At 63.5% G+C, this 22,637-nt stretch carries 13 protein-coding genes and 1 tRNA gene; 11 read left to right on the top strand and 3 right to left on the bottom strand.

The genetic code is table 11. From position 1 onward, the window contains the following. Positions 1–58 precede the first annotated feature (58 nt). From AB7849_RS03700 to AB7849_RS03650, 11 genes are all read left to right on the top strand, one after another. Complete coding sequence (locus AB7849_RS03700; RefSeq protein WP_369500603.1) at positions 59–2,776, top strand: TonB-dependent receptor; 2,718 nt, start codon at positions 59–61, stop codon at positions 2,774–2,776. A 112-nt stretch (positions 2,777–2,888) separates the two neighbouring features. Beyond that, positions 2,889–5,231, top strand: coding sequence for a beta-N-acetylhexosaminidase (locus AB7849_RS03695; RefSeq protein ID WP_439822704.1), 2,343 nt, complete (start codon positions 2,889–2,891; stop codon positions 5,229–5,231). A 171-nt stretch (positions 5,232–5,402) separates the two neighbouring features. Next, positions 5,403–6,470, top strand: coding sequence for a glycerophosphodiester phosphodiesterase (locus tag AB7849_RS03690; RefSeq protein WP_369500601.1), 1,068 nt, complete (start codon positions 5,403–5,405; stop codon positions 6,468–6,470). A gap of 85 nt (positions 6,471–6,555) precedes the next feature. Next, positions 6,556–7,302 (top strand): lysoplasmalogenase, encoded by a 747-nt coding sequence (locus AB7849_RS03685; RefSeq protein WP_369500600.1) that lies wholly within the window; start codon positions 6,556–6,558, stop codon positions 7,300–7,302. Continuing rightward, positions 7,299–8,582, top strand: coding sequence for a sterol desaturase family protein (locus tag AB7849_RS03680; protein ID WP_369500599.1), 1,284 nt, complete (start codon positions 7,299–7,301; stop codon positions 8,580–8,582). Before AB7849_RS03685 ends, AB7849_RS03680 begins: the two co-directional genes overlap by 4 nt. A 364-nt stretch (positions 8,583–8,946) precedes the next feature. Next, on the top strand, positions 8,947–10,422 hold the full coding sequence (locus AB7849_RS03675) for an amino acid permease (RefSeq protein ID WP_092701631.1): 1,476 nt from the start codon (positions 8,947–8,949) through the stop codon (positions 10,420–10,422). A 282-nt stretch (positions 10,423–10,704) separates the two neighbouring features. Continuing rightward, entirely contained in the window at positions 10,705–11,817 is a 1,113-nt protein-coding gene (locus AB7849_RS03670) for an acyltransferase family protein (protein ID WP_369500598.1), read from the top strand. Between the two features lie 235 nt (positions 11,818–12,052). Next, complete coding sequence (locus AB7849_RS03665; protein ID WP_369500597.1) at positions 12,053–13,981, top strand: M61 family metallopeptidase; 1,929 nt, start codon at positions 12,053–12,055, stop codon at positions 13,979–13,981. Positions 13,982–14,123: 142 nt separating this feature from the next. Further along, positions 14,124–16,025, top strand: coding sequence for a M61 family metallopeptidase (locus AB7849_RS03660; protein WP_092701625.1), 1,902 nt, complete (start codon positions 14,124–14,126; stop codon positions 16,023–16,025). 193 nt (positions 16,026–16,218) lie between these two features. Further along, positions 16,219–16,295, top strand: a tRNA-Arg gene (locus AB7849_RS03655). Positions 16,296–16,632: 337 nt separating this feature from the next. Further along, a complete protein-coding gene (locus tag AB7849_RS03650) occupies positions 16,633–18,999 on the top strand; it encodes a TOTE conflict system archaeo-eukaryotic primase domain-containing protein (RefSeq protein ID WP_092701622.1) in 2,367 nt (788 codons plus the stop codon). Between the two features lie 413 nt (positions 19,000–19,412). On the opposite strand, the gene AB7849_RS03645 is transcribed toward AB7849_RS03650, so the two are convergent. From AB7849_RS03645 to AB7849_RS03635, 3 genes are read right to left on the bottom strand one after another with little or no spacing between them, the layout of a single operon-like run. After that, positions 19,413–20,276, bottom strand: a complete 864-nt coding sequence (locus AB7849_RS03645; RefSeq protein ID WP_369500596.1) for a MurR/RpiR family transcriptional regulator — start codon at positions 20,274–20,276, stop codon at positions 19,413–19,415. 10 nt (positions 20,277–20,286) lie between these two features. Then, positions 20,287–21,618: a peptide MFS transporter gene (locus tag AB7849_RS03640; RefSeq protein ID WP_369500595.1), complete on the bottom strand. Its 1,332-nt coding sequence runs from the start codon at positions 21,616–21,618 to the stop codon at positions 20,287–20,289. Then, positions 21,615–22,637 (bottom strand): dipeptide epimerase, encoded by a 1,023-nt coding sequence (locus AB7849_RS03635; protein WP_369500594.1) that lies wholly within the window; start codon positions 22,635–22,637, stop codon positions 21,615–21,617. The genes AB7849_RS03640 and AB7849_RS03635 overlap by 4 nt, the downstream gene beginning before the upstream one ends.

Below are 22,637 nucleotides of genomic sequence, written 5' to 3'. Positions count from 1 at the left end.
AGCACGGATGGTTGTGAGTAGCCGCCGCTGCTGACTTAGCCTCTGAGGGGAGGACACCATGTCATATCGCAAGAGTCTGTTGGCCGCGAGCATCGTCGCCGGCCTGTGTCTGTCGGGGGCGCTCAATGCGCAGGACAGCAACCCGACTTCCGACAATTCCAGCACCAGTACCGCGCAGCAGCAGAAGGACAAGATCAAGCAACTGGCGGCGGTTACCGTCGTTGGTATCCGCGGCAGCGAAGAGCTGTCGCTCGATACCAAGCGGGCTGCCAATTCGCACGTTGAAGTAGTGTCTGCCGAAGACATCGGCAAGCTGCCGGCCAAGAACGTGGCCGATACGCTGGCGCAGTTGCCTGGCGTCAACATCAGCTCGTCCAGCGCAAGCGAAGGCGCCTTTGACGAGGCTGATCGTGTCAGTTTGCGCGGTACCAATCCGAGCATGACCCAGACGCTGATCAACGGTCACAGTGTCGGCACGGGCGACTGGTTCGTGTTGAGCCAGGTGCAAACGGTAGGCCGCAGCGTCAGCTACAGCCTGCTGCCGTCGGAAATCGTCAGTCAGGTGGTGGTACACAAGACGTCCGAGGCACGCCTGGTCGAAGGTGGCAGCGCCGGCACGGTGGACATCCTTACGCGCAAGCCGCTGGATTACGCCAAGCCGTTCACTGGCTCGGTGTCTCTGGGTGGCGTTTACTCCACGCTTCCCGGCAAGACCGAGCCGCAGTTCAGCGGATTGGTCAACTGGAAGAACGACGACAACACGTTCGGCGTATTGCTGGAGGGCTTCTACGAGAAGCGCGCTCTGCAGCGCGATGGCCAGGAAGTGGTGGGCGGCTATCTGCCGACCACGCTGGATGGTCGCACGGTGTATTACCCGAACGAAATCGGCAACGCCTTGTTCCAGCAGAAGCGCACCCGCAAGGGTGGCTCCATCGATATCGAATGGAAGCCGGCCGACAACCTGACACTGGACCTGAACGGCTTCTACTCCAAGCTGCAGGCCGACAACATCAACACCAACTACATGTTGTGGACGAGCAACGTGCTCGGCGCAGGCGGTTCGATCATGCCTGGCTACTCGTTGAACGGTAATGTGATCAGCAAGGCGAATCTTGCGCCGGGGACTTCCACGGCCTACGGCATCTACGACCAGATATCCCGCCCGGGTGCATATTCGAAGACCAGCTACGTCAGCCTGAGTGCCGACTGGAATGTCTCTGACACGCTGAGCTTCAAGGGCGAGGCTGGCACCACCAATGGTACCGGCGAGAGCCCGCACCAGAATGTACTCGAGCTTGGCGAGAACGTGGGTGGCAGTGGCAGCTGGAACATGAACGGTCTTGGCTCGCCGATCGACTGGTCCGAAGGCGCCAACAACACCACACCCGCGGGCATGGCGCCTTCCTTCGGCTGGATCTTCGGCGAACAGGACATCCATGTGAAGGACAAGGAGAACTGGTTCAAAGTCGATGGCGAGCAGGATTTCGACGGAACGCTGTCCTCGCTGCAATTCGGTATTCGCTATGCCGACCATACCCGGCAGAGCCTGGAAGACATTGCCCAGGGTCCGCTGGCAGGCTGGACCGATCCGGCCAACTTCCCGACTTCTTATTCCAGCTATCCGGGTGATTTCGGCAGCCAGTTGGGAGCGTCGGTACCGAACAACGTGTGGATGTATTCGCCGGCGCAGCTGGCCGCGTTCGATGCAAAGTGGGCCAATCGTGACCCGGTCACGCGCTTCTACTGGAATGACATCTACAGCGTGAAGGAAAAAGACAGCGCTGCGTACTTCCAGGTGAACTTCGAGGGCGATCGCTGGGGCGGCAACATCGGTGCGCGCTGGGTACACACCGGCGAAACCATCAACGATGCCACCACCAGTCCCGATCCGGCGGCCAGTTCCTCGAATGGCCCGATCACCACTTCGGCGTTTGGTCCTTACTACTGGAACACCATCAAGCGCTCGTACAGCAAGCTTCTGCCCAGTGCGAACATCAAGTTCAACCTGACGGACGACCTGCTGTTCCGCTTTGCCGCTTCGCAGACGCTGACTCGACCGGATTATTCCGCGATGGCCGGCTCGGTGTCGCTGGATGACCTGACTCATACCGGTACGGGCGGCAACCCGTTGATCAAGCCGCTGATCTCGACCAATTTCGACAGCTCGCTGGAGTGGTATTTCATGCCGCGTGGCCTGCTGTCGGCCAGCGTGTACGAGATGTCGTTGAAGGACTACGTCGATTTCGCGGACGTGAAGCGTACCTACAAGGACATCCAGGCCAGCACCACCGCCGGGCATGACGTGTTTGCCACCTACACCGTCGAAGTGCCAAGCAACGTCAATGGCAATGTGCGGGGCGTGGAGCTGAATTACATCCAGCCGATTGGCGATAACTTCGGCGTATCAGCCAACTACACGTTCGCCAGCGCCCACGCCGATGGCAACCAGCCGCTGGAAGGTACTTCGAAGAACACGGGTAACGTTTCGGCCTTCTTCGAGAACAGCAAGTTCAATGCGCGTGTCAGCTACACCTATCGCTCGTCGTTCTATGCCACCGTCAGCCACGGTTCGCAGTATTACCAGCAGGGTGTCGGCAACTTGTCGATGTCGCTGGGCTACACGATCAACAAGTGGGCATCGCTGTCGTTCGATGCGATGAATCTCAACAACCCGACGACGAAGTACTACTACAAGGATCCGGCATTCGGCAGTCAGCCGTATGCGTTCTACACGAATGGTCGGCAGTACTACCTGAACCTGCACTTCAAGTTCTGATCCATCGCTGCATCATTGCGGGCCAGGGACGGCCCGCCTTCTCTCCCCGAACGGGCCCCTTAGCTGTTTCCGGGCCCGTTTTTTTCTTCTGCATGGCCATGTCATGCATGGCATGCTGGACTGCCCGCGCCGGAGACCGCCGATGACCTTCCGCCCATTGCTCGCCGCCTGCGCTTTCCTGCTATTTGGCGCGTTGCAGCCGTCGCATGCCGCACCGGTGATGGCGTCACCATCGCTGATTCCGCTGCCGGCACAGATGACGATGGCCGACGGTCGCTTCCACGTCGATGCGCACACGCCGATCGTGCTGGACGACCACTCCGCTTCGACACGACAGACGGCGGCGTGGCTCACCGACGTGCTGGCGCGCACGCGCGGGCTGCATTTGCATGTGGTGCACGGTGCCGCGACAGCGCATGCCATCGTGCTGAAGCTCGATCCGCACGCGCCGGTGGCGCAGCATGCAGGCTATGCGCTGGACGTCACCGCGCAAGGCATCCGCATCACCGCGCGCGACGACACCGGCCTGTTCTACGGCGCGGTCACGCTTTACCAGTTGCTGACCCCGAATGCGGCACAAGGCGCGGTGGATGTGCCGGCGCTGCACATTCGCGACTGGCCGCGCTTCGCCTGGCGTGGCCTGATGCTGGATTCCGCGCGGCACTTCCAGAGCGTGGCTGACATCAAGCGTCTGCTCGACCAGATGGCGCAGCACAAGCTCGATGTATTCCACTGGCACCTCACCGACGACCAGGGCTGGCGCATCCAGATCAAGCGCTATCCCGAACTGACGAAGATCGGTGCCTGGCGCACGCCACCCGACGCCGGCCATGACGGCGAGCCGAAGCGTTACGGCGGTTTCTATACGCAGGCGCAGATCCGCCAGGTGGTGGCCTACGCCGCCGCGCGCCACATCACCATCGTGCCGGAGCTGGACATGCCCGGCCACGCGCAGGCCGCCGTGGCCTCGTATCCGCAACTGGGCGTCACCGGCAAGCGGCCGCAGGTGTCGACGCTCTGGGGCGTCAATCCATACCTGTACAACGTGGACGATTCCACCTTCACCTTCATCGACAACGTGCTCGACGAGGTGATGGCGCTGTTCCCGTCGAAGTACATCCACGTCGGCGGCGACGAGGCGATCAAGGACCAGTGGAAGGCTTCGCCTGCGGTACAGGCGAAGATGCACGCGCTGGGCATCAAGAACGAGGATGCGCTGCAGGGCTGGTTCATCGGTCGCGTCGGCAAATACCTCGCCGCTCATGGGCGCAAGCTGATCGGCTGGGACGAAATTCTGGAAGGCAACAACGTGCCGGCCGATGCCACGGTGATGTCGTGGTGCGGCACGGATGGCGCGATCACGGCCGCGAAAGCCGGCCATGACGTGGTGTTGTCGCCCTCGCCGCAACTGTATTTCGACGGCGTGCAAAGCGATCACGCCGACGAATATGCTGGCCGCATCCCGGTGCAAACGCTGCAGAGCGTGTACGCCTTCGAGCCGGTGCCGAAGGTGCTGACGCCGGCGCAGGCCAGCCACGTGCTCGGCGCGCAGGCCAACGTGTGGACCGAGCACATGCCGGCCATGGCGCACGTGGAACACGCGGTGTTCCCGCGGCTGGATGCCTTGAGCGAGGTGGACTGGTCGCCGGCTTCCGCGCGCAACTGGAACGGTTTCCTGGCACGGCTTCCGGCCCAATTCGCGCGCTATCGCGCGCAGCACATCAACGTGGCCGACAGCGCGTTTGCGCCGGTCATCGCGGTGGACCGCAATACGGCACTCGCGAGCGGGACGGCCACGATTACCCTGTCTGATCAGACCGACTTCGGCGCATTGCGCTACACCGTGGATGGCCAGGCACCGACGCTGGCGTCGCCGCTGTACCGCGCGCCTTTCACCGCGAAACTGCCGCTGACGGTGCGTGCTGCTACCTTCGCGCCTGACGGCAGCGAACTGGCCGCGCCGCGCGAGCGGATCATCGACCGCACGCATTTGCTCAGCCGCATCGGCAACACTATGCCCAACTGCCCCGGCAGCGATTTCCGCCTGCGCGTGCAGCCGATGCCCGACGCCACCTCGACGCAACCGGTATATGGCATCAACGTGTTCGACAGTTGCCAGATGTTCCCGTCCACGCGGATGGATGGCGTCACCGAGATCCATGTGGATGCCGTGCGACTGGAACGCAATTTCGCGCTGGCGCACGATCAGAAGCTGGTGGTGTCGCGTCCGCATACCACGCCGTTTGGCGAGCTGGTGGTCCATGCCGATAGTTGCAAGGGCGCCGTGCTGGCCTCGATGCCGTTGCCCGACCCGGCGCACAGTGCGCGTACGTTCCCGCTCACCGCGAAGCTGCCTGCGCAAACCGGTAATCACGCGCTGTGCCTGATCTACACCGCGCCGATCAGTGGGCCCATCTACGCGCTAGGCCGCGTGTCACTGGTGGCCAGGCCCTGACGGGATGCCGTGTCATCGCCGGCCATCTGGCCGGCGACGGATGCAGCCACGACGTGTAGGAGCCCGCTCGCGGGCGATGCTTTTGATCTGGCCTCCAGAGATGCCAAGAGCATCGCCCGCGAGCGGGCTCCTTCGCGTACTTTCGGGCGGTGCGTGGCTGCCGTGCGGGTTATGCTGGTCGCCATTCGTGCACGAGTCGCCCCTATGCCTCCCGAAAAGCCGCTGGTCCCACGCGTCCAGGTCATCGCCCATCGTGGCGCCAGCGCGTTGCGGCCGGAACACACGCTGGCGGCGTACATGCAGGCGATTCGCGATGGTGCGGACTGGGTCGAACCGGATCTGGTGATGACCCGCGACGGCGTGCTGGTGGCGCGCCATGAGAACGCCATCGGCGGCACTACCGACGTGGCGGCGCATCCAGAGTTCGCCACGCGCCGGACCTGCAAATCGATCGATGGCGTCATGGTCGACGACTGGTTCGTCGAAGATTTCACGCTGGCGGAACTGAAAACGCTGCGTGCGCGCGAACGCCTGCCGGCACTGCGTGGCACGCGTTTCGATGGCCAGTTCGCGATTCCCACCTTCACGGAAATCGTCGAGCTGGTAGCCAGGGAATCAGCGGCGTGCGGGCGGCGCATCGGCCTCATTCCCGAAATCAAGCACGGCACCTATTTCCAGGGAATCGGCTTGCCGATGGAAGACGTGCTGCTCGATGCACTGGCCGCGCACGCCTATACGCACACCGCGCCGGTGGAGATCCAGTCGTTCGAGATCGGCAACCTGCGCTATCTGCGCGAACGCCTGGGTGTGCAACATGCCAACGTGCGCCTGTTGCAATTGATCGACGCGGCGGACATGCAACCGTTTGATGCGGTGGCTGCCGGTGGTGCGCAGCGTTACGCCGACATGGTCACGCCCGCCGGCTTGCGTGACATTGCCGGTTATGCCGATGCGATCGGGCCGAGCACGCGTGCCGTCATCCCGCTGGATCCGGGCGGCCGCCTGATGCCGCCCACCACGCTGGTGCGCGATGCACATGCCGCCGGGCTGGAAGTCCACGTATGGACGTTCCGCCCGGAGCAGCAGTTCATGGCGCGTGATTTCTGGTGCGACGACGATCCGGCCACGCGCAATGCGGCGGGCAGCATCGCCGAGATCCGTGCCTATCTCGATGCCGGCATCGATGCCTTCTTCAGCGATGACCCGGGCCTGGGGCGTATGGCGGTGGATGGCGGCTGAGGTCGCACGACGGCGGTGGCTTCGCGGCAGCCATGGCACCCGCACTGCCGCTAAGATCGGATCAACTGTCCACCCGGAACATCGCATGTCCAGCCCGTCGCCCGTCGTTCGCACGGGGTCGCCATCGACCCGGTTTGCCGTGCCGGTGGCGTTGGCGGCGTTGGGTGCGATCCTTGGTGCGATGCTGGCGTCGTCGCAGGCCATCGATGGCTGGCACTGGCTGCATTGGGTGTGCAAGCCGCTGGCCACGGGACTGATCGTGGTGATGGCGTGGCGCGCGTCGCCACCCGTTTCGGGCCGCTACCGTCGGCGCATGCTGATCGGCCTGGTGGCTTGCCTGGGCGGCGATATCTGCCTGATGTTGCCGGGCGATCTGTTCGTGCCGGGACTGGTGTGTTTCCTGATCGCGCATCTCCATTTCATTACGGCATTCACCAGTGACGTGCGTTTTGCCGCGCGGCCGTGGCCGTGGATCGGCTGCCTGGCCGTCGGCGGCTTGGTCGCGTGGCAGTTGTGGCCGGCGCTGGCGCCGACGTTACGGGTGCCGGTACTGATCTATGTGGCGGTGCTGGCGAGCATGGCCGGGCAGGCGCTGGGTCGCGCCCGCTGGCTGGGCATGCGGGGCGATCCATGTGCGGCATCGGCGCGGTGGGCCGCGATGGGCGGACTGCTGTTCATGCTGAGCGATGCCCTGCTGGCCTGGAGCCGCTTCCGTGGTGGCGTGCCATGGCCTGCGCTGTGGGTGCTGGCGACGTATTATGCGGCGTTGTGGCTGCTGGCCCGGTCGGTGGATCGTACGGCTGGCACGGGCAGGCAGGCGGAGCCGAGATGATCACACCCGAACGCATCATGGCCTGGGCGATACCGGGTTTCTTCGTGCTGATCGCGATCGAGTTCGCGGTGGCGCGATGGCGCGGCCGCGGCGACACGTATCGCGGCAACGATGCGATCAACAGCCTTGGCCTGGGCATGCTGTCGCAGATCGTCGGCATCTTCACCAAGGTCTTCGGCATTGGCGTGTATGCGTGGTGCGCACGCCATCTGGCGCCATGGCAGCTGCCGGCCGACAGCGTGTGGGTATGGATCAGCGGCCTGCTGTTGTACGACCTGCTCTACTACGTTTTCCATCGTGCCAGCCATCGGGTGGCGGTGTTCTGGGCGGCGCACGTGGTGCACCACCAGAGCGAGCGCTACAACCTCACCACGGCGCTGCGCCAGACCGGTACCGGTTTCCTGCTGACCTGGGTGTTCTACCTGCCGATGGCCTTGCTTGGCTGGCCAGTGCAGGTGTTCGCGGTGATCGCGTTGATCGACCTGCTGTACCAGTTCTGGGTGCACACCGAGCAGGTGGGCAAGCTGGGCTGGTTCGATCGCGTGTTCTGCTCGCCGTCGAACCATCGTGCGCATCACGCGGTGAACGAGCGTTACCTGGACCGCAACTACGGCGGCATCCTTATCGTGTGGGATCGTCTGTTCGGCACCTTCATCGAGGAAGACGACACCGATCCACCGGTGTACGGCACGCGTTCGCCGCTGCAAAGCTGGAACCCGTTATGGGCGAACGCCGAGGTGTACTGGGCGCTGGCGAAGGATGCCGCGCACGCGAAACGCTGGCGCGACAAGCTGCAGGTGTGGCTGCGTCCACCGGGCTGGCGTCCGGCCGACGTGGCTGAGCGTTTCCCCAAGCCGGCATTCGACATCGCGCATGCCGCGTTCGACCCGCCGCTGTCGCGCATGCTGCGCGCGTATTGCCTGCTCCAGTTCGCGTTGCTGCTGCTGATGGGCGTGCACTTCCTGGGGCTGGCGCCAAAACTGGCGTGGCCGATGGCGCTGGCTTATGCGTTGTGGCTGGTGTTCGGCCTGTATGTGCTGGGTGCGTTGCTGGAAGGTCGACGCAGCGCCTTGTGGCTGGAGGCGGTGCGCGTGCTGGCCGCCGCGGTGGTGCCGCTGGCCAGCGGACGCTGGTTCGGCGTGGCCCATCTGGACGAGCGCATCGGCGTGGCCATGCTGGTGGTGTTCGGCTTCAGCGCACTGGTGTTGCCATGGCTGGGCGGACGCGGCTGGCTGCATGCGCCGCCGCCTTCGTCATCGCAAGGTGCGTTGCCGGGCTGATTTCGCGTTCCCCAACCCACGCATGCAGAAGCCCGCTGGTGGCAATGCCATGCGTTGCATGCCCGAGAGGCCTGGCGCATCGCCCGCAAGCGAGCTTCCGCGGTGGCAATGAAAGCTGCTTCGGTCAGGATCCCACGCACAACTCCACGGCGTGCATGCGCAGGCGACGGTCCAGGCGCAGGCCACCCACAAATCGATGGCGACACCGAGCCCGTCGCGGCGACGATGTCGATCTTTTTTGCGCGACGCGATGCTTGTCGCGAACATCTGCATGGGTGCACCGCAGCATGGTCTTTGAGCGGCCGGTTCGGAATATCGGCGCGCATTCGTTATGCTCGGCGTTTGTTTTTGCGGGGAGAAGCCTATGACTTTCCTGAGCCGGGCGTTGCGCCACAAGTCCGTCGAGCAGTTGCAATCGGAGGCTGGCCAACGCGGTGACTTCAGGCGCGTACTGGGCTTGTGGCAGCTCACCGCCATCGGTATCGGCGCGATCATCGGCGTCGGCGTGTTCGTGCTGGCCGGCCAGCAGGCCGCGGCCAACGCCGGCCCCGCGGTGGTGCTGTCGTTCCTGATCGCCGGTGTCGGCAGTGCCTGCGCGGCGCTGTCCTATGCGGAATTTTCGGGGATGATCCCGGTCACCGGCAGCGCCTATACCTATGGGTATGCGGTGCTGGGCGAACTGGTGGCATGGATCATCGGCTGGGATCTGCTGCTGGAATACGCCTTGATCGTGGCGGTGGTGGCGATCGGCTGGTCCGGCTACGTGCAGGCCTTGCTGTTGCAGCTCACCGGACTTTCGCTGCCCGCATGGGCACAAGGTGCGCCGGGTTCGGGCGACGGCCACGTGTTCAACGTGATCGCTGCGGGCATTTCGTTGCTGATCGCGTGGATGCTGACGGTGAAAACCGAATGGGGCGCGCGTGCGAATACCGCGATCGTGGCGATCAAGGTGATCGGCGTGGTCCTGGTGATCGGCGTCGGCGCGTTCTATGTCGACACGGCCAACTGGCACCCGTTCATTCCCGCCGCGACCAGCGGTGCGGATGGCGAAACGCATTTCGGCTGGAGCGGCGTGCTGACCGCTTCCAGCGTGGTGTTCTTCGCGGTATTCGGTTACGACACGCTGACCACGGCCGCCGAGGAATCGCGCAATCCGCAGCGCGACCTGCCGCGCGCCGTGCTGCTGTCGCTGGTGGTGTCGATGGTGCTGTACCTCGCGGTGTCGATGGTGCTCACCGGCATGGTGCCATATCCCGAATTGAACAGCCCGGCCCCGGTGGATGCGGCGTTCAAGGCGCTGCACCTCAACTGGGTGCGTGGCGTGATCAATGTCGCGGCGATTGCCGGCATCACCAGCGTGCTGTTCGCTTTCATGCTGGGTGCGGCGCGCATCTGGTTCGCATTGGCACGCGATGGCCTGCTGCCGACATGGTTCGCCAAGATCCATCCGAAGTACGGCACGCCGCATCGGCCGACCATGATCCTCGGTGTGTTCATCGCGGTGGTCGCCGGCCTGCTGCCGATCGGCGAGGTGGCCGAGCTGGTCAACATCGGCACGCTGTCGGCCTTCATCGTGATCTGCACGGCAGTATTGATCCTGCGTGTGCGCAAGCCGCAGATCAAGCGCGCCTTCCGCACTCCGGCGATCTGGATCATCTCGCCGCTGGGCGTGCTGTTCTCGCTGCTGCTGATCTTCGGCGTGCCGTGGATGGGCGTTCATGGCTGGCACCGCATCGGCGGCCTGCCGGCGATCACCTTCGAGCGCTTCGTGATCTGGATGGTGCTGGGTTGCGTGATCTACTTCTGCTACGGCATACGGCACAGCAAGGTGGATGATTGATAGCGTCCAGTTCGTTTGCATGCCTGTAGCAAGCATGCGTCGAACGCACGCCAAACGCCCCGAGGTGTCCACTCACTCGGGGCGTTTGGCGTATTGAAAGCCGCTGGGCATCATATCGTTGAGCCGAAGACTCGGAGCCGGCGGTTCCGGTAATAGTCGTCCGAATCCGCGTGTCGGAGATGCGGAACGATCGTGGTTGGCATCGGGCTTCGCCGGGTCTGCCGTCTTCTGGGCCGGTTGCGCTACCCTGCCGGACAGTGCAGCACGACAAGGGCGGGGAGCATGGTGAACGGGCAAGCGCGGCGCAGCCTCGGGCTGGATGTACTGCGGGTGGCCGCCACCGCCTGTGTGCTGTTATCGCATTTCGGTCTGTTCGCCGCGGTGCACTGGCACCTTCCCCATGCGGATCTGATGTTCGTCGCCGGCCCCTTCGGGCTTGCCGGGTTCTTCGTGCTGAGCGGCTATCTGATCGGCGGCATGCTCCTGCGCATCGTCGAGGCTGGCCCAGGCTTTCGAGCCTGGCGTGGCTTCACCCTGCGCCGTCTGCTGCGCGTGCTGCCGACGTACTTGCTGTGGCTGATCGTGCTGGCGCTGGTGGATCCGCCCACGCATCCGATGGCTGCGGGCATGTTCATGCATTACTTCACGCTGACACAGAATTTCGCCTGGCCGATGTCGGGCGACAATTGGTTTGGCGTGTCCTGGTCGCTGGCGATCGAGGTGTGGTTCTACCTGGCCTTTGGCGCGCTGTCATTGGCGGCTGCAGCGCGTTGGGGCATGCGTGGCCTGTACGCGGTGCTGGTGGGGTTCCTCGTGCTGCCGTTGCTGGCGCGCGCTTGCATGCCGACAGGACTGCCATGGGATGCATGGGTGCGCAAGATCGCGCTGTTGCGGCTGGATGCGATTGCCAGCGGTGTGGTCATGGCGGTGGCCGTGCGGCGCATGCCATGGCTGGATCGTCACCGGATCGCGCTGGGTCTGGCTGGCGCGGCCGTGCTGGTGGGCGTGTTGCTCTGGTGGACGCTGATCGTGCGCGGGTTTGAGTTGCGCGGCTGGTTTGCGCGCACCTTCGTGTTCGACGCGCTGCAGTTGGGCGTGGCACTGCTGGTGCCGATGTTGCTGGGATTGCGCCATGCGTCGGCGCGGGTCTGTGCCTGCTGGGCGTGGTTGAGTGATGCAACGTATGCGATTTATCTGGTGCACCTGAGCATGCTGCTGTGGGCATTTCAGCTGGTACAGCAAGGCATCATTCCATTCCTGCCGGCACTGGCCTTGGCCCTGGTCGCCACCATGCTGTGGGCAGCGTTCTCGCTGCACGTCATCGAGCGGCCGATCCGTCGCTGGCGCCTCAAGTGGGCGACGACGGGACGTGCCGTCGCGGGTGCCCAAGCGTAGAGCCGGTCGCGGTCGCGCCGACCCGAGCGTTCCTCAATTCGACATGGATCGTTTGGAGATTGCGCGTGGACGCAAGACCCTGCGATGCGTCGACATGACCTCTGGCAGGGTGAGCGGCGTGACCTTCGATCTACCATCGTCCGGTCACTGTCGGCCGTCGCCTCGCGGTGCCCGATGCATTTCTTGCCGGTAACGCGGACGCCCGCGTGAACTGGCGTCAGTCCGGAGTCTTCGCGTGAAAATCCCTGCCTTTCGTTCCAGTCTGATCGCCGTTGCGGTGATCGGGGCCTTGTCGTTGTCTGCGGCATCGTTCGCGCAGGATGCCTCGCGCCCGGCGCCGGTGGACCAGCCGTATCCGGGCACGCTGGCGGTCAAGGTCGATCTCACCGATGCGGCGAAGCGGATCTTCCGCGTGCACGAGACGATTCCGGTGAAATCCGGCCCGTTCACGCTGCTGTATCCGGAGTGGATCCCCGGCGAGCATGCGCCATCCGGCCCGATCCAGAACGTCGCCGGCCTGATCATCACCGCCAACGGCAAGCAGTTGCCGTGGCGGCGCGACCTGCGCGACATGTTCGCGATCAACCTTGACGTACCCGCGGGCGTGAGCCAGCTCGACGTGTCGTTCCAGTTCCTGTCGCCGGCACCGGGGCAGGGCAGCCTGTTCGGCGCCAGCGCCTCGTCCACGCCGAATTTCGTGGACGTGGAATTCAACCAGGTGGCCTTCTATCCGGCCGGGCATTATTCCAGCCAGATCCACATCCAGCCGACCGTGGAATTGCCGCAAGGCTGGAAGTTCGGCACGGCGCTGCAGGTGGAAAGCCAGGCCGGCAACGCCATCACCTTCAAGCCGGTGACCTTCAACAACTTCGTCGATTCGCCGCTGATCGCCGGCACGCATTTCGACCGCGTCGACCTGGCGCCCGGCGCCAGGGTACCGGTGCATCTGAACGTGGTGGGCGACGCGGCCGACGACGTGAAGCTGACCACCAAGCAGCTTGACGAACAGCGCTCGATGGTGAAGCAGACCGGCCTGCTGTTCGGCTCGCACCATTACGACCACTACGACTTCCTGCTCACGCTGTCCGACCACACCGGCCACTTCGGTCTGGAGCATCACCAGTCCAGCGATGATCGCCTGCCGGCCGACTTCTTCACCAACGACGACATGCACACGCTGGCGGCGAGCCTGATGACGCACGAGTACGTGCATTCGTGGAACGGCAAGTTCCGCCGTCCGGCCGATTTGTGGACGCCCAATTTCAACGTGAAGGAACAGGACGATCTGCTGTGGGTGTACGAGGGCCTCACCGATTACTGGTGCAGTGTGCTCACCGCACGCTCGGGCCTGTGGACGCCGGCGCAATACCGCGATGTCATGGCCAACATGGACGCGTCGATGAGCGCGCGCACCGGTCGCGCCTGGCGTTCGCTGCAGGACACCGCCGACGCCGCGCCGCTGACCTATTACGGCGGTGGCGGCTGGGCCAACTGGCGCCGCGGCACCGATTTCTATCCGGAAGGCCAGTTGCTGTGGCTGGACGTGGATACCAAGATCCGCGAACTCAGCGGCGGCAAGCATTCGCTGGATGATTTCGCGCGTGCCTTCTACGGCATGGACAACGGCAGCTACGTCACCAAGACCTATACCTTCGACGACGTGATCCACACGCTCAACCAGGTGCAGCCGTTCGACTGGGCAACGTTCCTGCGGGCGCGACTGGATTACACCGGTCCGAACCTGCCGGAGAAGGGCATCGACCGTGGTGGCTGGAAGCTGGTCTACACCGACAAGCCGAATGCCGCGACCAAGGCGATGGAAAGCATCCGCCACGGCGCCAACATGGCCTATTCGATCGGCCTGTCCGCTTCCAGCAGCGGCAGCATCTACGACGTGCAGTGGAATGGCCCGGCGTTCAAGGCCGGCCTGGTGCCGGGGCTGACCATCGTGGCGGTGGACGGCAAGGACTTCTCGTCCGAGCGTCTGAAGGATGCGGTGAAGGCGGCCAAGACCGGCAGCGCACCGATCACCCTGCTGGTGAAGAACATCGACGTCTACAACACGGTGACGATCGACTACCACGGTGGCCTGCGCTATCCGCACCTGGTACGCGCCGGCGGCAAGGACCTGATCGGGGCCATCGTGGCGCCGCTGAAGAAATGAACTTCGGCGGCCGGTGCGCCAGCCGCCGGCTCGTCCTGTACATGACCTCTGGCAGGGGAGCCCGCGCTCAGGCGCGGGCTAGCATCGGACCCTTGTCTGCCGTCGCAATCTTTTGCGATGGGTTCGTTGTCAGGAGAGTCCCTTGAAAGCCACGCCACTTCTTGCCGCCCTGGTCGCCGCCGGGTTCGGTCTCGTTGCCCTTCCCAGCCACGCCGACGTGCCGGCACCGCAGAACACGCCGTACACCCCCGGTGCGCTGCAGATCCACGTCGACGCCACCGATCTCGCCCATCGCATCTTCCGCGTGCATGAAGTGGTGCCGGCCGTGCCCGGCCCGCTGACCCTGCTTTATCCGCAGTGGATTCCCGGGCACCACTCGCCCACCGGTCCGATCGACAAGCTGGCCGGCCTGGTGGTGAAGGCCAACGGCAAGACGCTGACCTGGAAGCGCGATCCGTACAACGTCTACGCTTTCCAGATCGACGTGCCGCAGGGCGCCAGCTCGGTTGAAGTGGACTTCCAGTTCCTGTCGCCGCAGAGCACCCGCGAAGGCCGCGTGGTGATGACGCCGGAAATGCTCAATCTGCAGTGGAACACGGTGTCGCTGTATCCGGCCGGCTACTACGCCAAGCAGGTGCAGACGCAGCCCAGCGTCACCTTCCCGGCCGGCTGGCAGGCCGGCACCGCGCTGGACGTGGCTTCGCGCGACGGCAACACCGTGCACTACAAGCCGATCAACTACGACGACCTGGTCGACTCGCCGATCTATGCCGGCAAGTACTTCAAGCGCATCGATCTGGACCCGGGCGCCAAGGCGCCGGTGCACATGGACATCGTCGCCGACGCAGCGAAGGACCTGGAAGTCACGCCCGAACAGGTCAAGCTGTTCCGCAACATGGTGCAGCAGATGTACAAGCTGTATGGCGCCCACCATTACAACCATTACGACTTCCTGGTCTCGCTCAGCGACAAGATGAGCGGCAACGGCCTGGAGCACCATCGTTCCAGCGAGGACGGTACCTCGCCCGATTTCTTCACCGCGTGGAAGAAGAACGCGCTGAGCCGCGACCTGTTCTCACACGAGTTCAACCACTCCTGGGACGGCAAGTATCGCCGCGGTGCCGACCTGGCCACGCCGAACTTCAACGTGCCGATGGGCGACACCCTGTTGTGGGTGTACGAGGGCCAGACCCAGTTCTGGGGCCACGTGATCGCGGCCCGTTCCGGCTTGTGGGACACCGAGCAGGCGCACGACATGTGGGCCTACGTGGCGGCCACCTACGACAAGGGCCGCCCGGGCCTGGCCAGCTGGCGCAACGTGCAGGACACCACCAACGATCCGACCATCGCCCAGCGCGCGCCGCTGCCGTACCGCAACTACCAGTCCAGTGAGGACTACTACTCGGCTGGCCAGATGATCTGGCTGGACGTGGACGGCAAGCTGCGCGAGCTCAGCCACGGCAAGAAGTCCATCGACGACTTCGCCAAGGCGTTCTTCGGCATGGACAACGGCTCGTGGACGGTCAACCCGTACACCTTCGACGACGTGGTCAAGACGCTCAACGGCATCGCCCCGTTCGACTGGGCGCCCTACCTGCGCAGCCGCCTGGATGGCCACGGCCCGCTGATCGGCGGCATCGAGTCGCATGGCTGGAAGCTGGTCTACACCGACAAGCCATCCGACGCGATCAAGGCCATCGAGGCGCGTCGCCACTCCGCCAACCTCACCTACTCGCTGGGCGTGTCGGTGGGCAAGGGCGGCCAGATCGGCGACGTGCTGTGGGACGGCCCCGCGTTCAAGGCCGGCCTGTCGCCGGGCATGAGCATCGTGGCGGTGAACGGCCACGACTACAGCAGCGACGACCTGCGTGATGCGGTCACCGCCGCGGCGAAGGACAAGAGCCAGCCGATCGAGCTGCTGGTGAAGAACTTCGACGAGTACAAGACCATCCGCATCGACTACCACGATGGCCTGAAGTACCCGCACCTGGTCCGCGACACCCGCAAGCCCGACACCCTGGGCCCGTTGCTCAAGGCCCTCTGATCGCCCGAGCTTGTCTCCCTCTCCCTTCGGGGAGAGGGTTGGGGTGAGGGGCCGCCTGCGACAGCGCTTCGCACGCACAAAAAATCAAACGGGATCGCCCACATGGGCGATCCCCTTCAACTTCGCTATACTGCGCCTCCGCCGTCCGTGAACCCCCCGGGTTCACCCATCGTGACGGCGGTCGCCGCACCATGCGCCCGTAGCTCAGCCGGATAGAGTAGTGGCTTCCGAAGCCATTGGTCGGGGGTTCGAATCCCTCCGGGCGCACCATCTTGGAATCCGGCAGAATCCGGATTGGACAAATCACCATAAAGTGTCACTTTTGACACTTTATGCCGTCTCGGGCTCTGACACGAATTGCCATTTTTTCGTTATGGCTCGGTCCATTAGGACTGTCCGGCTGTCTACGATGCGAATAGCTTTCCACGCCCCAGACAAGTGCCGGCCTTGTCGACGCGGCTTGAATCCCAAACAGGGCTTCAGACTAGGGAATCGTTACTCAATGTGCTGCACATCGCGGTTTCCTCCGTCGATCAGGGAGGCTGTAATGTGCTCCCGCGCCGTATCATGCCCTGCGACGGTTGGGAGCCAGCAAGGTGGATGATCCATGACGAACAGCGATTCCATGGCGGCACTGCAGACTGAAATCACCCGACTGGTCTCACTGCTAGAGGCGAACGGCATTGACTGGCGATTGCCATCCCCGCCGAAGCCTGTGCGCTCCATCCCGCCAGAAGTCGAATCGTCATCACTTGGCACCATGGAAAAAGTGGCATTGTTCCGCCGCCTGTTTCGAGGGCGCACCGATGTCTATCCCGTTCGATGGGCCAGCAAATCCACGGGGAAATCCGGGTATTCACCCGCATGCGCAAATGAATGGCGCGCAGGTGTTTGCGAAAAACCGCGTATCAAGTGCTCGGATTGCCGTCATCGACAACTGCTTCCGCTGCTGGACAACGTGCTCTATGACCATCTTGCAGGCAAGCATACGGTCGGCGTCTACCCCTTGATGCCCAACGAGACATGCCACTTCCTGGCTGCCGATTTTGACGAGGCGGAATGGAAGGACGACATCCTGGCCTTTGCACAGTCCTGCGAGGATCTGGGCGTTCCTGTTGCGCTGGAGGTTTCGCGGTCTGGCAACGGCGCACATGCCTGGGTGTTTTTCGCTGGCCCTGTACCGGCGCGCGACGCACGGCGGCTCGGGTCGGCCATCATCAGCCATGCATGTGCGCGAACCCGGCAACTGAGGCTTACCTCCTACGATCGGCTATTTCCCAACCAGGACACGATGCCCAAGGGTGGTTTCGGCAACCTGATCGCCCTGCCGCTGCAGAAAGAATCGCGAGACCGTGGCTGCAGCGTCTTCGTTGATCGCACGTTCCAGCCGTACCCCGACCAGTGGGCTTTCCTGGCTTCCATTAGCCCTATGCCCGCGCATGACATCGAGCCGATCATTCTTCGCGCGACCGGCGGCGTGCATCCACTGGATGTGACGTTTATCGACGAGGAAGACCACAAGGAGCCTTGGAGGCGATCGGCGATACCGACCGGCAAGCTGGCAGGGCCGCTGCCGGCGGCCAAGCTGACAGTCACCTTGGCCAACCTCGTCTACTTCGAGAAGGCGCAACTCCCGCAATCGCTGGCCAACCGCCTGATCCGCCTCGCAGCCTTCCAGAACCCCGAGTTCTACAAGGCGCAGGCCATGCGGTTTGCCGTGTGGGACAAGCCGCGTGTCATTGGCTGTGCGGAGAATTATCCAAATCACATTGCGTTGCCGCGTGGCTGTCTGGATGCAGCCATGGAGCTGCTCGCATTCAACGGGATCCAATGCGATCTGCAGGATGAGCGCTTTGAGGGCGAGCCGATCGAGCTGGCTTTCGCGGGTACGCTGCGTGCCGACCAGGAAGCTGCCGCCGCTGCCATGCTGCAACACGATACCGGCGTGTTGTGCGCGCCCACGGCCTTCGGCAAAACCGTCACCGCAGCTGCCATGATCGCCCAGCGAGGTGTCAACACGTTGGTGCTGGTGCATCGCACCGAGCTACTCAAGCAATGGCAGGAACGCCTGCAACTCTTTCTCGGTGTTGGCAAGGGGGTGGTCGGCACCATCGGCGGCGGAAAGCCCAAGCCCACAGGCAAGATCGATGTCGCTGTGATCCAGTCACTGGCGAGGCGCGATGAGGTCAACGCGCTGGTCGAAAACTATGGACAGGTCATCGTTGATGAATGTCACCACGTCGGCGCTTTGTCGTTCGATATGACCCTGAAACGGGTTAAGGCTAAGTACGTACTCGGACTGACCGCCACACCCGTTCGACGGGATGGTCAGCAACCGATCGTCTTCATGCAATGTGGCCCGATGCGTCACGTCGCCACCCAGCCGGCAACGGCGCCGCACGATCTGGAAGTCGTTCCATGTTTGCTCGACAAGCCCATCGACCTCCCTCAAGAGGCAGGCATACAAGATGTGTTTCGCCATCTTGCCAACGACGTTAATAGGACGGCAGCGATTGCGCAGGCTGTCCAGAATGCATTCGTTCAAGGTCGCAAAGTGCTCGTACTGACCGAGCGTACCGATCACCTCGATGCCGTTGCCACGGCCCTGCTAGGTCGGGTGCCGAAGCCTTTCATTCTGCACGGGCGGATGTCGAAGAAACAGCGCGCCACGGCGATCATGGAACTCGCTGGGTTACCAGCAGATGCGCCGCGTGTTCTGCTCGCCACTGGCAAGCTGGTGGGCGAAGGGTTCGATCATCCGCCGCTCGACACGCTGGTACTGGCCATGCCGATATCGTGGAAAGGTACGCTGCAGCAGTACGCTGGCCGGCTACACCGCGAACACGCCAGCAAGGCCGACGTGCGCGTCATCGATTTCGTGGATACGGGTCATCCGGCCTTGCTCCGCATGTGGGACAGGCGTCAGCGTGGGTACCGAGCAATGGGTTATCGGATGACCGCTTCACTCCTCTGACAGGGATGTCCCCCCCCTGGGAGGCATAACTTGCTGGGTGGCTACGTACCGATGCAAGGCAGAAGAATCCCATGCAACCCATGCCCCATATGGCTTGGAAGCTCATGGAGCTCTGGGTGAATTCGCACGCGTGACACGATATGCCTGAAAGTTTCAGGCATATCGTGTCAACGGGGCCGTCATCCAGACACTATTTGACGGTTATTTCTGCCACTTTATGGCAATTTGTCCAGGATTCGCCCAGAACCCCCGGAAAATCTTGGGTTTCTTGTTGCTTGTGATCCGTCTGTGACCGAGTCCTTCTTGGACAATCCGCTCCCGTCAGGTTCGGATGCGCCGCATGCGACTGACCCACGTCGCGAGGGGCGAGGTCCTTCTCGCCAGCGTTGCCTTGAGACTGCACATGACCGCAGCTATTTCTTCGCACGTTTCCGTGTCTTGCCGGGCAGCGGGCCGACATAGCCGACCAGGTCCTGCCGGAGTTCGTTGATCTCGCTCAGCCGTTCCATGACGGCATCGCTTTCATCGATGACCAGGGCGACGATAAGGCTGATCAGGCTCGACATCGCGCTGTAGCTGTGCCACATCTCGCTCGCCGGGATCATCAGCGAGTGGGGCGTGAGCTCACGCGCCCAGTGGCATTCGACATCGGTGATCAGCACCAGCGGAATCCCGCGCCGTGCTACATGCTCGGCCACGTCGCGGAACTGCTTGAAGTAGCGGCGCTGGTCGATCAGGACCACGCAGCTGTTTTTCGTCGAGTCCAGCAGCATGTCGACGTAGGCTCCGTCCGAGCCATCGTTGAAGGCCACGTGCGGGCGCACCTGTTGCAACAACTTCGCCAGGCCAAGGCCAAGGAAGGTGCTGTGCTGGAAACTTGCCACCGAGACCCGGTCGGCCGACACCAGCAACTGGATGATCGCTTTCCATTCCTTGCTGCGGGCCAGCTCGTGCACGCTGTCCAGCGCGCGGGTCTCCGCCAGCAGGTGCGAGGTGATCGGATCGCTGTCCCTGGGTTGCTTCGGCTGCGAGTAGAAATGCCGCCAGCTGCTGTCGACCCGGAACGCCTCTTTCAACTCGTTCAGGCCTTCGTAACCCAGGGTTCGCACAAAACGCCCGATAGTCATCGGGCTCACGCCGACACGCTTGCTCAGTGATGCGCCCGTTTCGAAAGGCAGGTCGGCGATGTTGTGAATCAGGTAGGTGGCGACCTTCTGCTCGGAGGCGGTGAAGCGCTCCCAGTGATCCATGAGTTTTTGCTTTAAATCCTTGGCCATCGAAGTCAGCTCATTGCGAAACCGTGGTGGTCAGATCTGGATTATCGCGCTTTTCCTTGCGCTTCACGCGAACACCGACGATGAACAGCAACGCCGCGGCGAAACCGGCGACGCAACCGATCACCAGGAAGAAGTCACCGTGGGACAGCACGCTCCATAACGTGCCTAGCGCGCCGGCGAGCAGGTTTCCGAAAAAGCCGGCGAAGAACCAGAGCGCGATGCACGTTGCACCGAAGCCTTCCGGCGCCATGCGACCGAACAGGCCCAGACCCACCGGTAGTATGTACAGCTCGCCCAGCGTCATCAGCACGAACCACCCCACCAGCCACGTCCAATGGGCGCGCATGCCTTGTGCCTCGCTCCACGCGGCGACGGCGGCGAGCAGCAGATAGGACAAGCCGACGATGGCCGCGCCGAATGCCATCTTGTGCAGCGATGGCGTGTCCACGCCATGCTTCGCCAAACGCGTCCAGCGTGCCACCAGCCACGGCGTGGCCGCGAAGACCACCAGCGGATCCAGTGCCTGGAACCAGGCCATCGGAATGCTCCAGCCGGCGGTGACCTGCCGGTTCACGCCCACTTCCGCCCACAGTGCAATGGTGTTGCCCACCTGCTCGTATGCACCGCGAAACACCACGACGATGGCGGCAATGCCGGCAAGAAAGACAAGTCGTCGCCGTACGGATTGATCCAGTGGCATACGCGATGTCTGGGTCTTTGCCGTGGGTGGAGACTCCTGCGGCAGATGCCGGCTTCCGGCGAGATAGATCACCAGCGACGCCAGCATGCCGATACCGGCGGCGGTGAAGCCCCAGTGCCAGCCATAGGCTTCCCCCAGGAAGCCGCACACCAGTGGTGCCAGAAACGCCCCCAGGTTCACACCTACGTAATAGACGTTGTAGGCGCTCTTGCTGCGCGGATCACCCTCGCGGTACAGCCCCTTGATCTGGCTGGCCAGGCTGGGCAGGAACAGGCCGTTGCCCAGAGCGATGGTGACCAGGGCGGGATAGAACAGCGCCTCGGAGGCCATCATGAAATGGCCCAGCGCCATGGTGGATGCGCCAATGATCACCGCTCGCCGCTTGCCCAGCCAGCGGTCCGTCGCCATGCCGCCGAACACCGGGGTGAAATAGACGAAGGCCGCGTAGGCCCCATATACCATCGAGGCGTATTCCTGGCCGAAATCCAGCCGCATGGTCATGTAGTAGACCAGCAGCGCGCGCATGCCGAAGAAGGAGAACATCTCCCACATCTCGGTCAGGAACAGCACGCTCAGGCCGAGCGGATGGCCGAGGAATTGACGCTCGCGTGCCGTGGGTCGGGTCGTGTCCGAATGCTTCATGCGGCGATGGTATGCGATCCGCCCCAGACCGCGTCCGGGCACCACACGTGCCCGTCGCGGTAGCTGACCCCGGGCTCACGGTCGGCCTGAATGAACATCGGACCGTCCAGGTCGACCACAGAACATAACGATCCCAGCACGAAGGCCGGCCCCATCGACAGCGACGAGCCGCCCATGTTGCCGACCATCAGCCGGAAGCCGAGCGCGCTGGCCTCGCGGGCTAGCGTGAGGCCAGCGGTGAGGCCGCCGCACTTGTCCAGCTTGATGTTGATCACCTGCACGCGACCTTCGAGCCCATGCAGGTCGGTGCGGTCCTGCACGCTCTCGTCGGCGGCCAGCGGGATGGGATAGTTCAGCCCGTCAAACCAGCTCTCGTTGCCGATCGGGAACGGTTGTTCGACCACAGCCACGCGGGCTTCCACAAAGGTGGGCAGCATGCGCGTCAACGACTCGCGCGTTAGGCCCTGGTTGGCGTCCACCATCAACCATGCGTCGGGGCAGGCGGCGCGTACGGCGCGCACGCGCTCGACATTGAGTGGGTCATTGGTGAGCTTGAGCTTGAGTGCGCGAGCATTGACGAAACTGCGCGCAGTGGCGCCGACCACCTCGGGCTCATCGGCGCTGAGCGTGTAGGTGGTCAGCAGTGATTCGGGTCGGCGCAGGCCGGCAAGCTGCCAGACGGAAGTATTCGCGCGGCTGGCCTCCAGTTCCCACAATGCGCAGTCCACGGCATTGCGTGCGCCACCGGCTGGTAGTAGCTCCAGCAACTGCTCGCGCGTGATGCCTTGCTCGATGGTGTCGCGCAGCTGCTCGACTTGCTGCAGCATCGTGCTTGGCGTGTCGTGACGGTAATAGACGCCAAGCCCCTCGCCGCGGCCGCTGCATTCGCCGTCGCGCAAGGTCACCACCAGCGCGTCGCAGGCGGTGAAGGTGTAGCCGGTGATATGGAATGGCTGCTTGAGCGGCAGCTTTTCGATGTGCGCGCTCAGCTTGAGCGCTGGATGACGGCGGTTTGTCAT

The sequence above is a fragment of the Rhodanobacter sp. FW021-MT20 genome (assembly GCF_041107475.1).
Classification (GTDB): Bacteria; Pseudomonadota; Gammaproteobacteria; order Xanthomonadales; family Rhodanobacteraceae; genus Rhodanobacter_A; species Rhodanobacter_A glycinis.
This window is presented reverse-complemented; position numbering and strand designations above follow the sequence as displayed.

Coding starts and splice junctions, on each gene's coding strand:
- AB7849_RS03645 (WP_369500596.1), bottom strand. CDS start 20,276: ATGGCCAAGGATTTAAAGCAAAAACTCATGGATCACTGGGAGCGCTTC.
- AB7849_RS03650 (WP_092701622.1), top strand. CDS start 16,633: ATGACGAACAGCGATTCCATGGCGGCACTGCAGACTGAAATCACCCGA.
- AB7849_RS03680 (WP_369500599.1), top strand. CDS start 7,299: ATGATCACACCCGAACGCATCATGGCCTGGGCGATACCGGGTTTCTTC.
- AB7849_RS03640 (WP_369500595.1), bottom strand. CDS start 21,618: ATGAAGCATTCGGACACGACCCGACCCACGGCACGCGAGCGTCAATTC.
- AB7849_RS03670 (WP_369500598.1), top strand. CDS start 10,705: ATGGTGAACGGGCAAGCGCGGCGCAGCCTCGGGCTGGATGTACTGCGG.
- AB7849_RS03675 (WP_092701631.1), top strand. CDS start 8,947: ATGACTTTCCTGAGCCGGGCGTTGCGCCACAAGTCCGTCGAGCAGTTG.
- AB7849_RS03695 (WP_439822704.1), top strand. CDS start 2,889: ATGCTGGACTGCCCGCGCCGGAGACCGCCGATGACCTTCCGCCCATTG.
- AB7849_RS03690 (WP_369500601.1), top strand. CDS start 5,403: ATGCTGGTCGCCATTCGTGCACGAGTCGCCCCTATGCCTCCCGAAAAG.
- AB7849_RS03700 (WP_369500603.1), top strand. CDS start 59: ATGTCATATCGCAAGAGTCTGTTGGCCGCGAGCATCGTCGCCGGCCTG.
- AB7849_RS03635 (WP_369500594.1), bottom strand. CDS start 22,637: ATGACAAACCGCCGTCATCCAGCGCTCAAGCTGAGCGCGCACATCGAA.
- AB7849_RS03685 (WP_369500600.1), top strand. CDS start 6,556: ATGTCCAGCCCGTCGCCCGTCGTTCGCACGGGGTCGCCATCGACCCGG.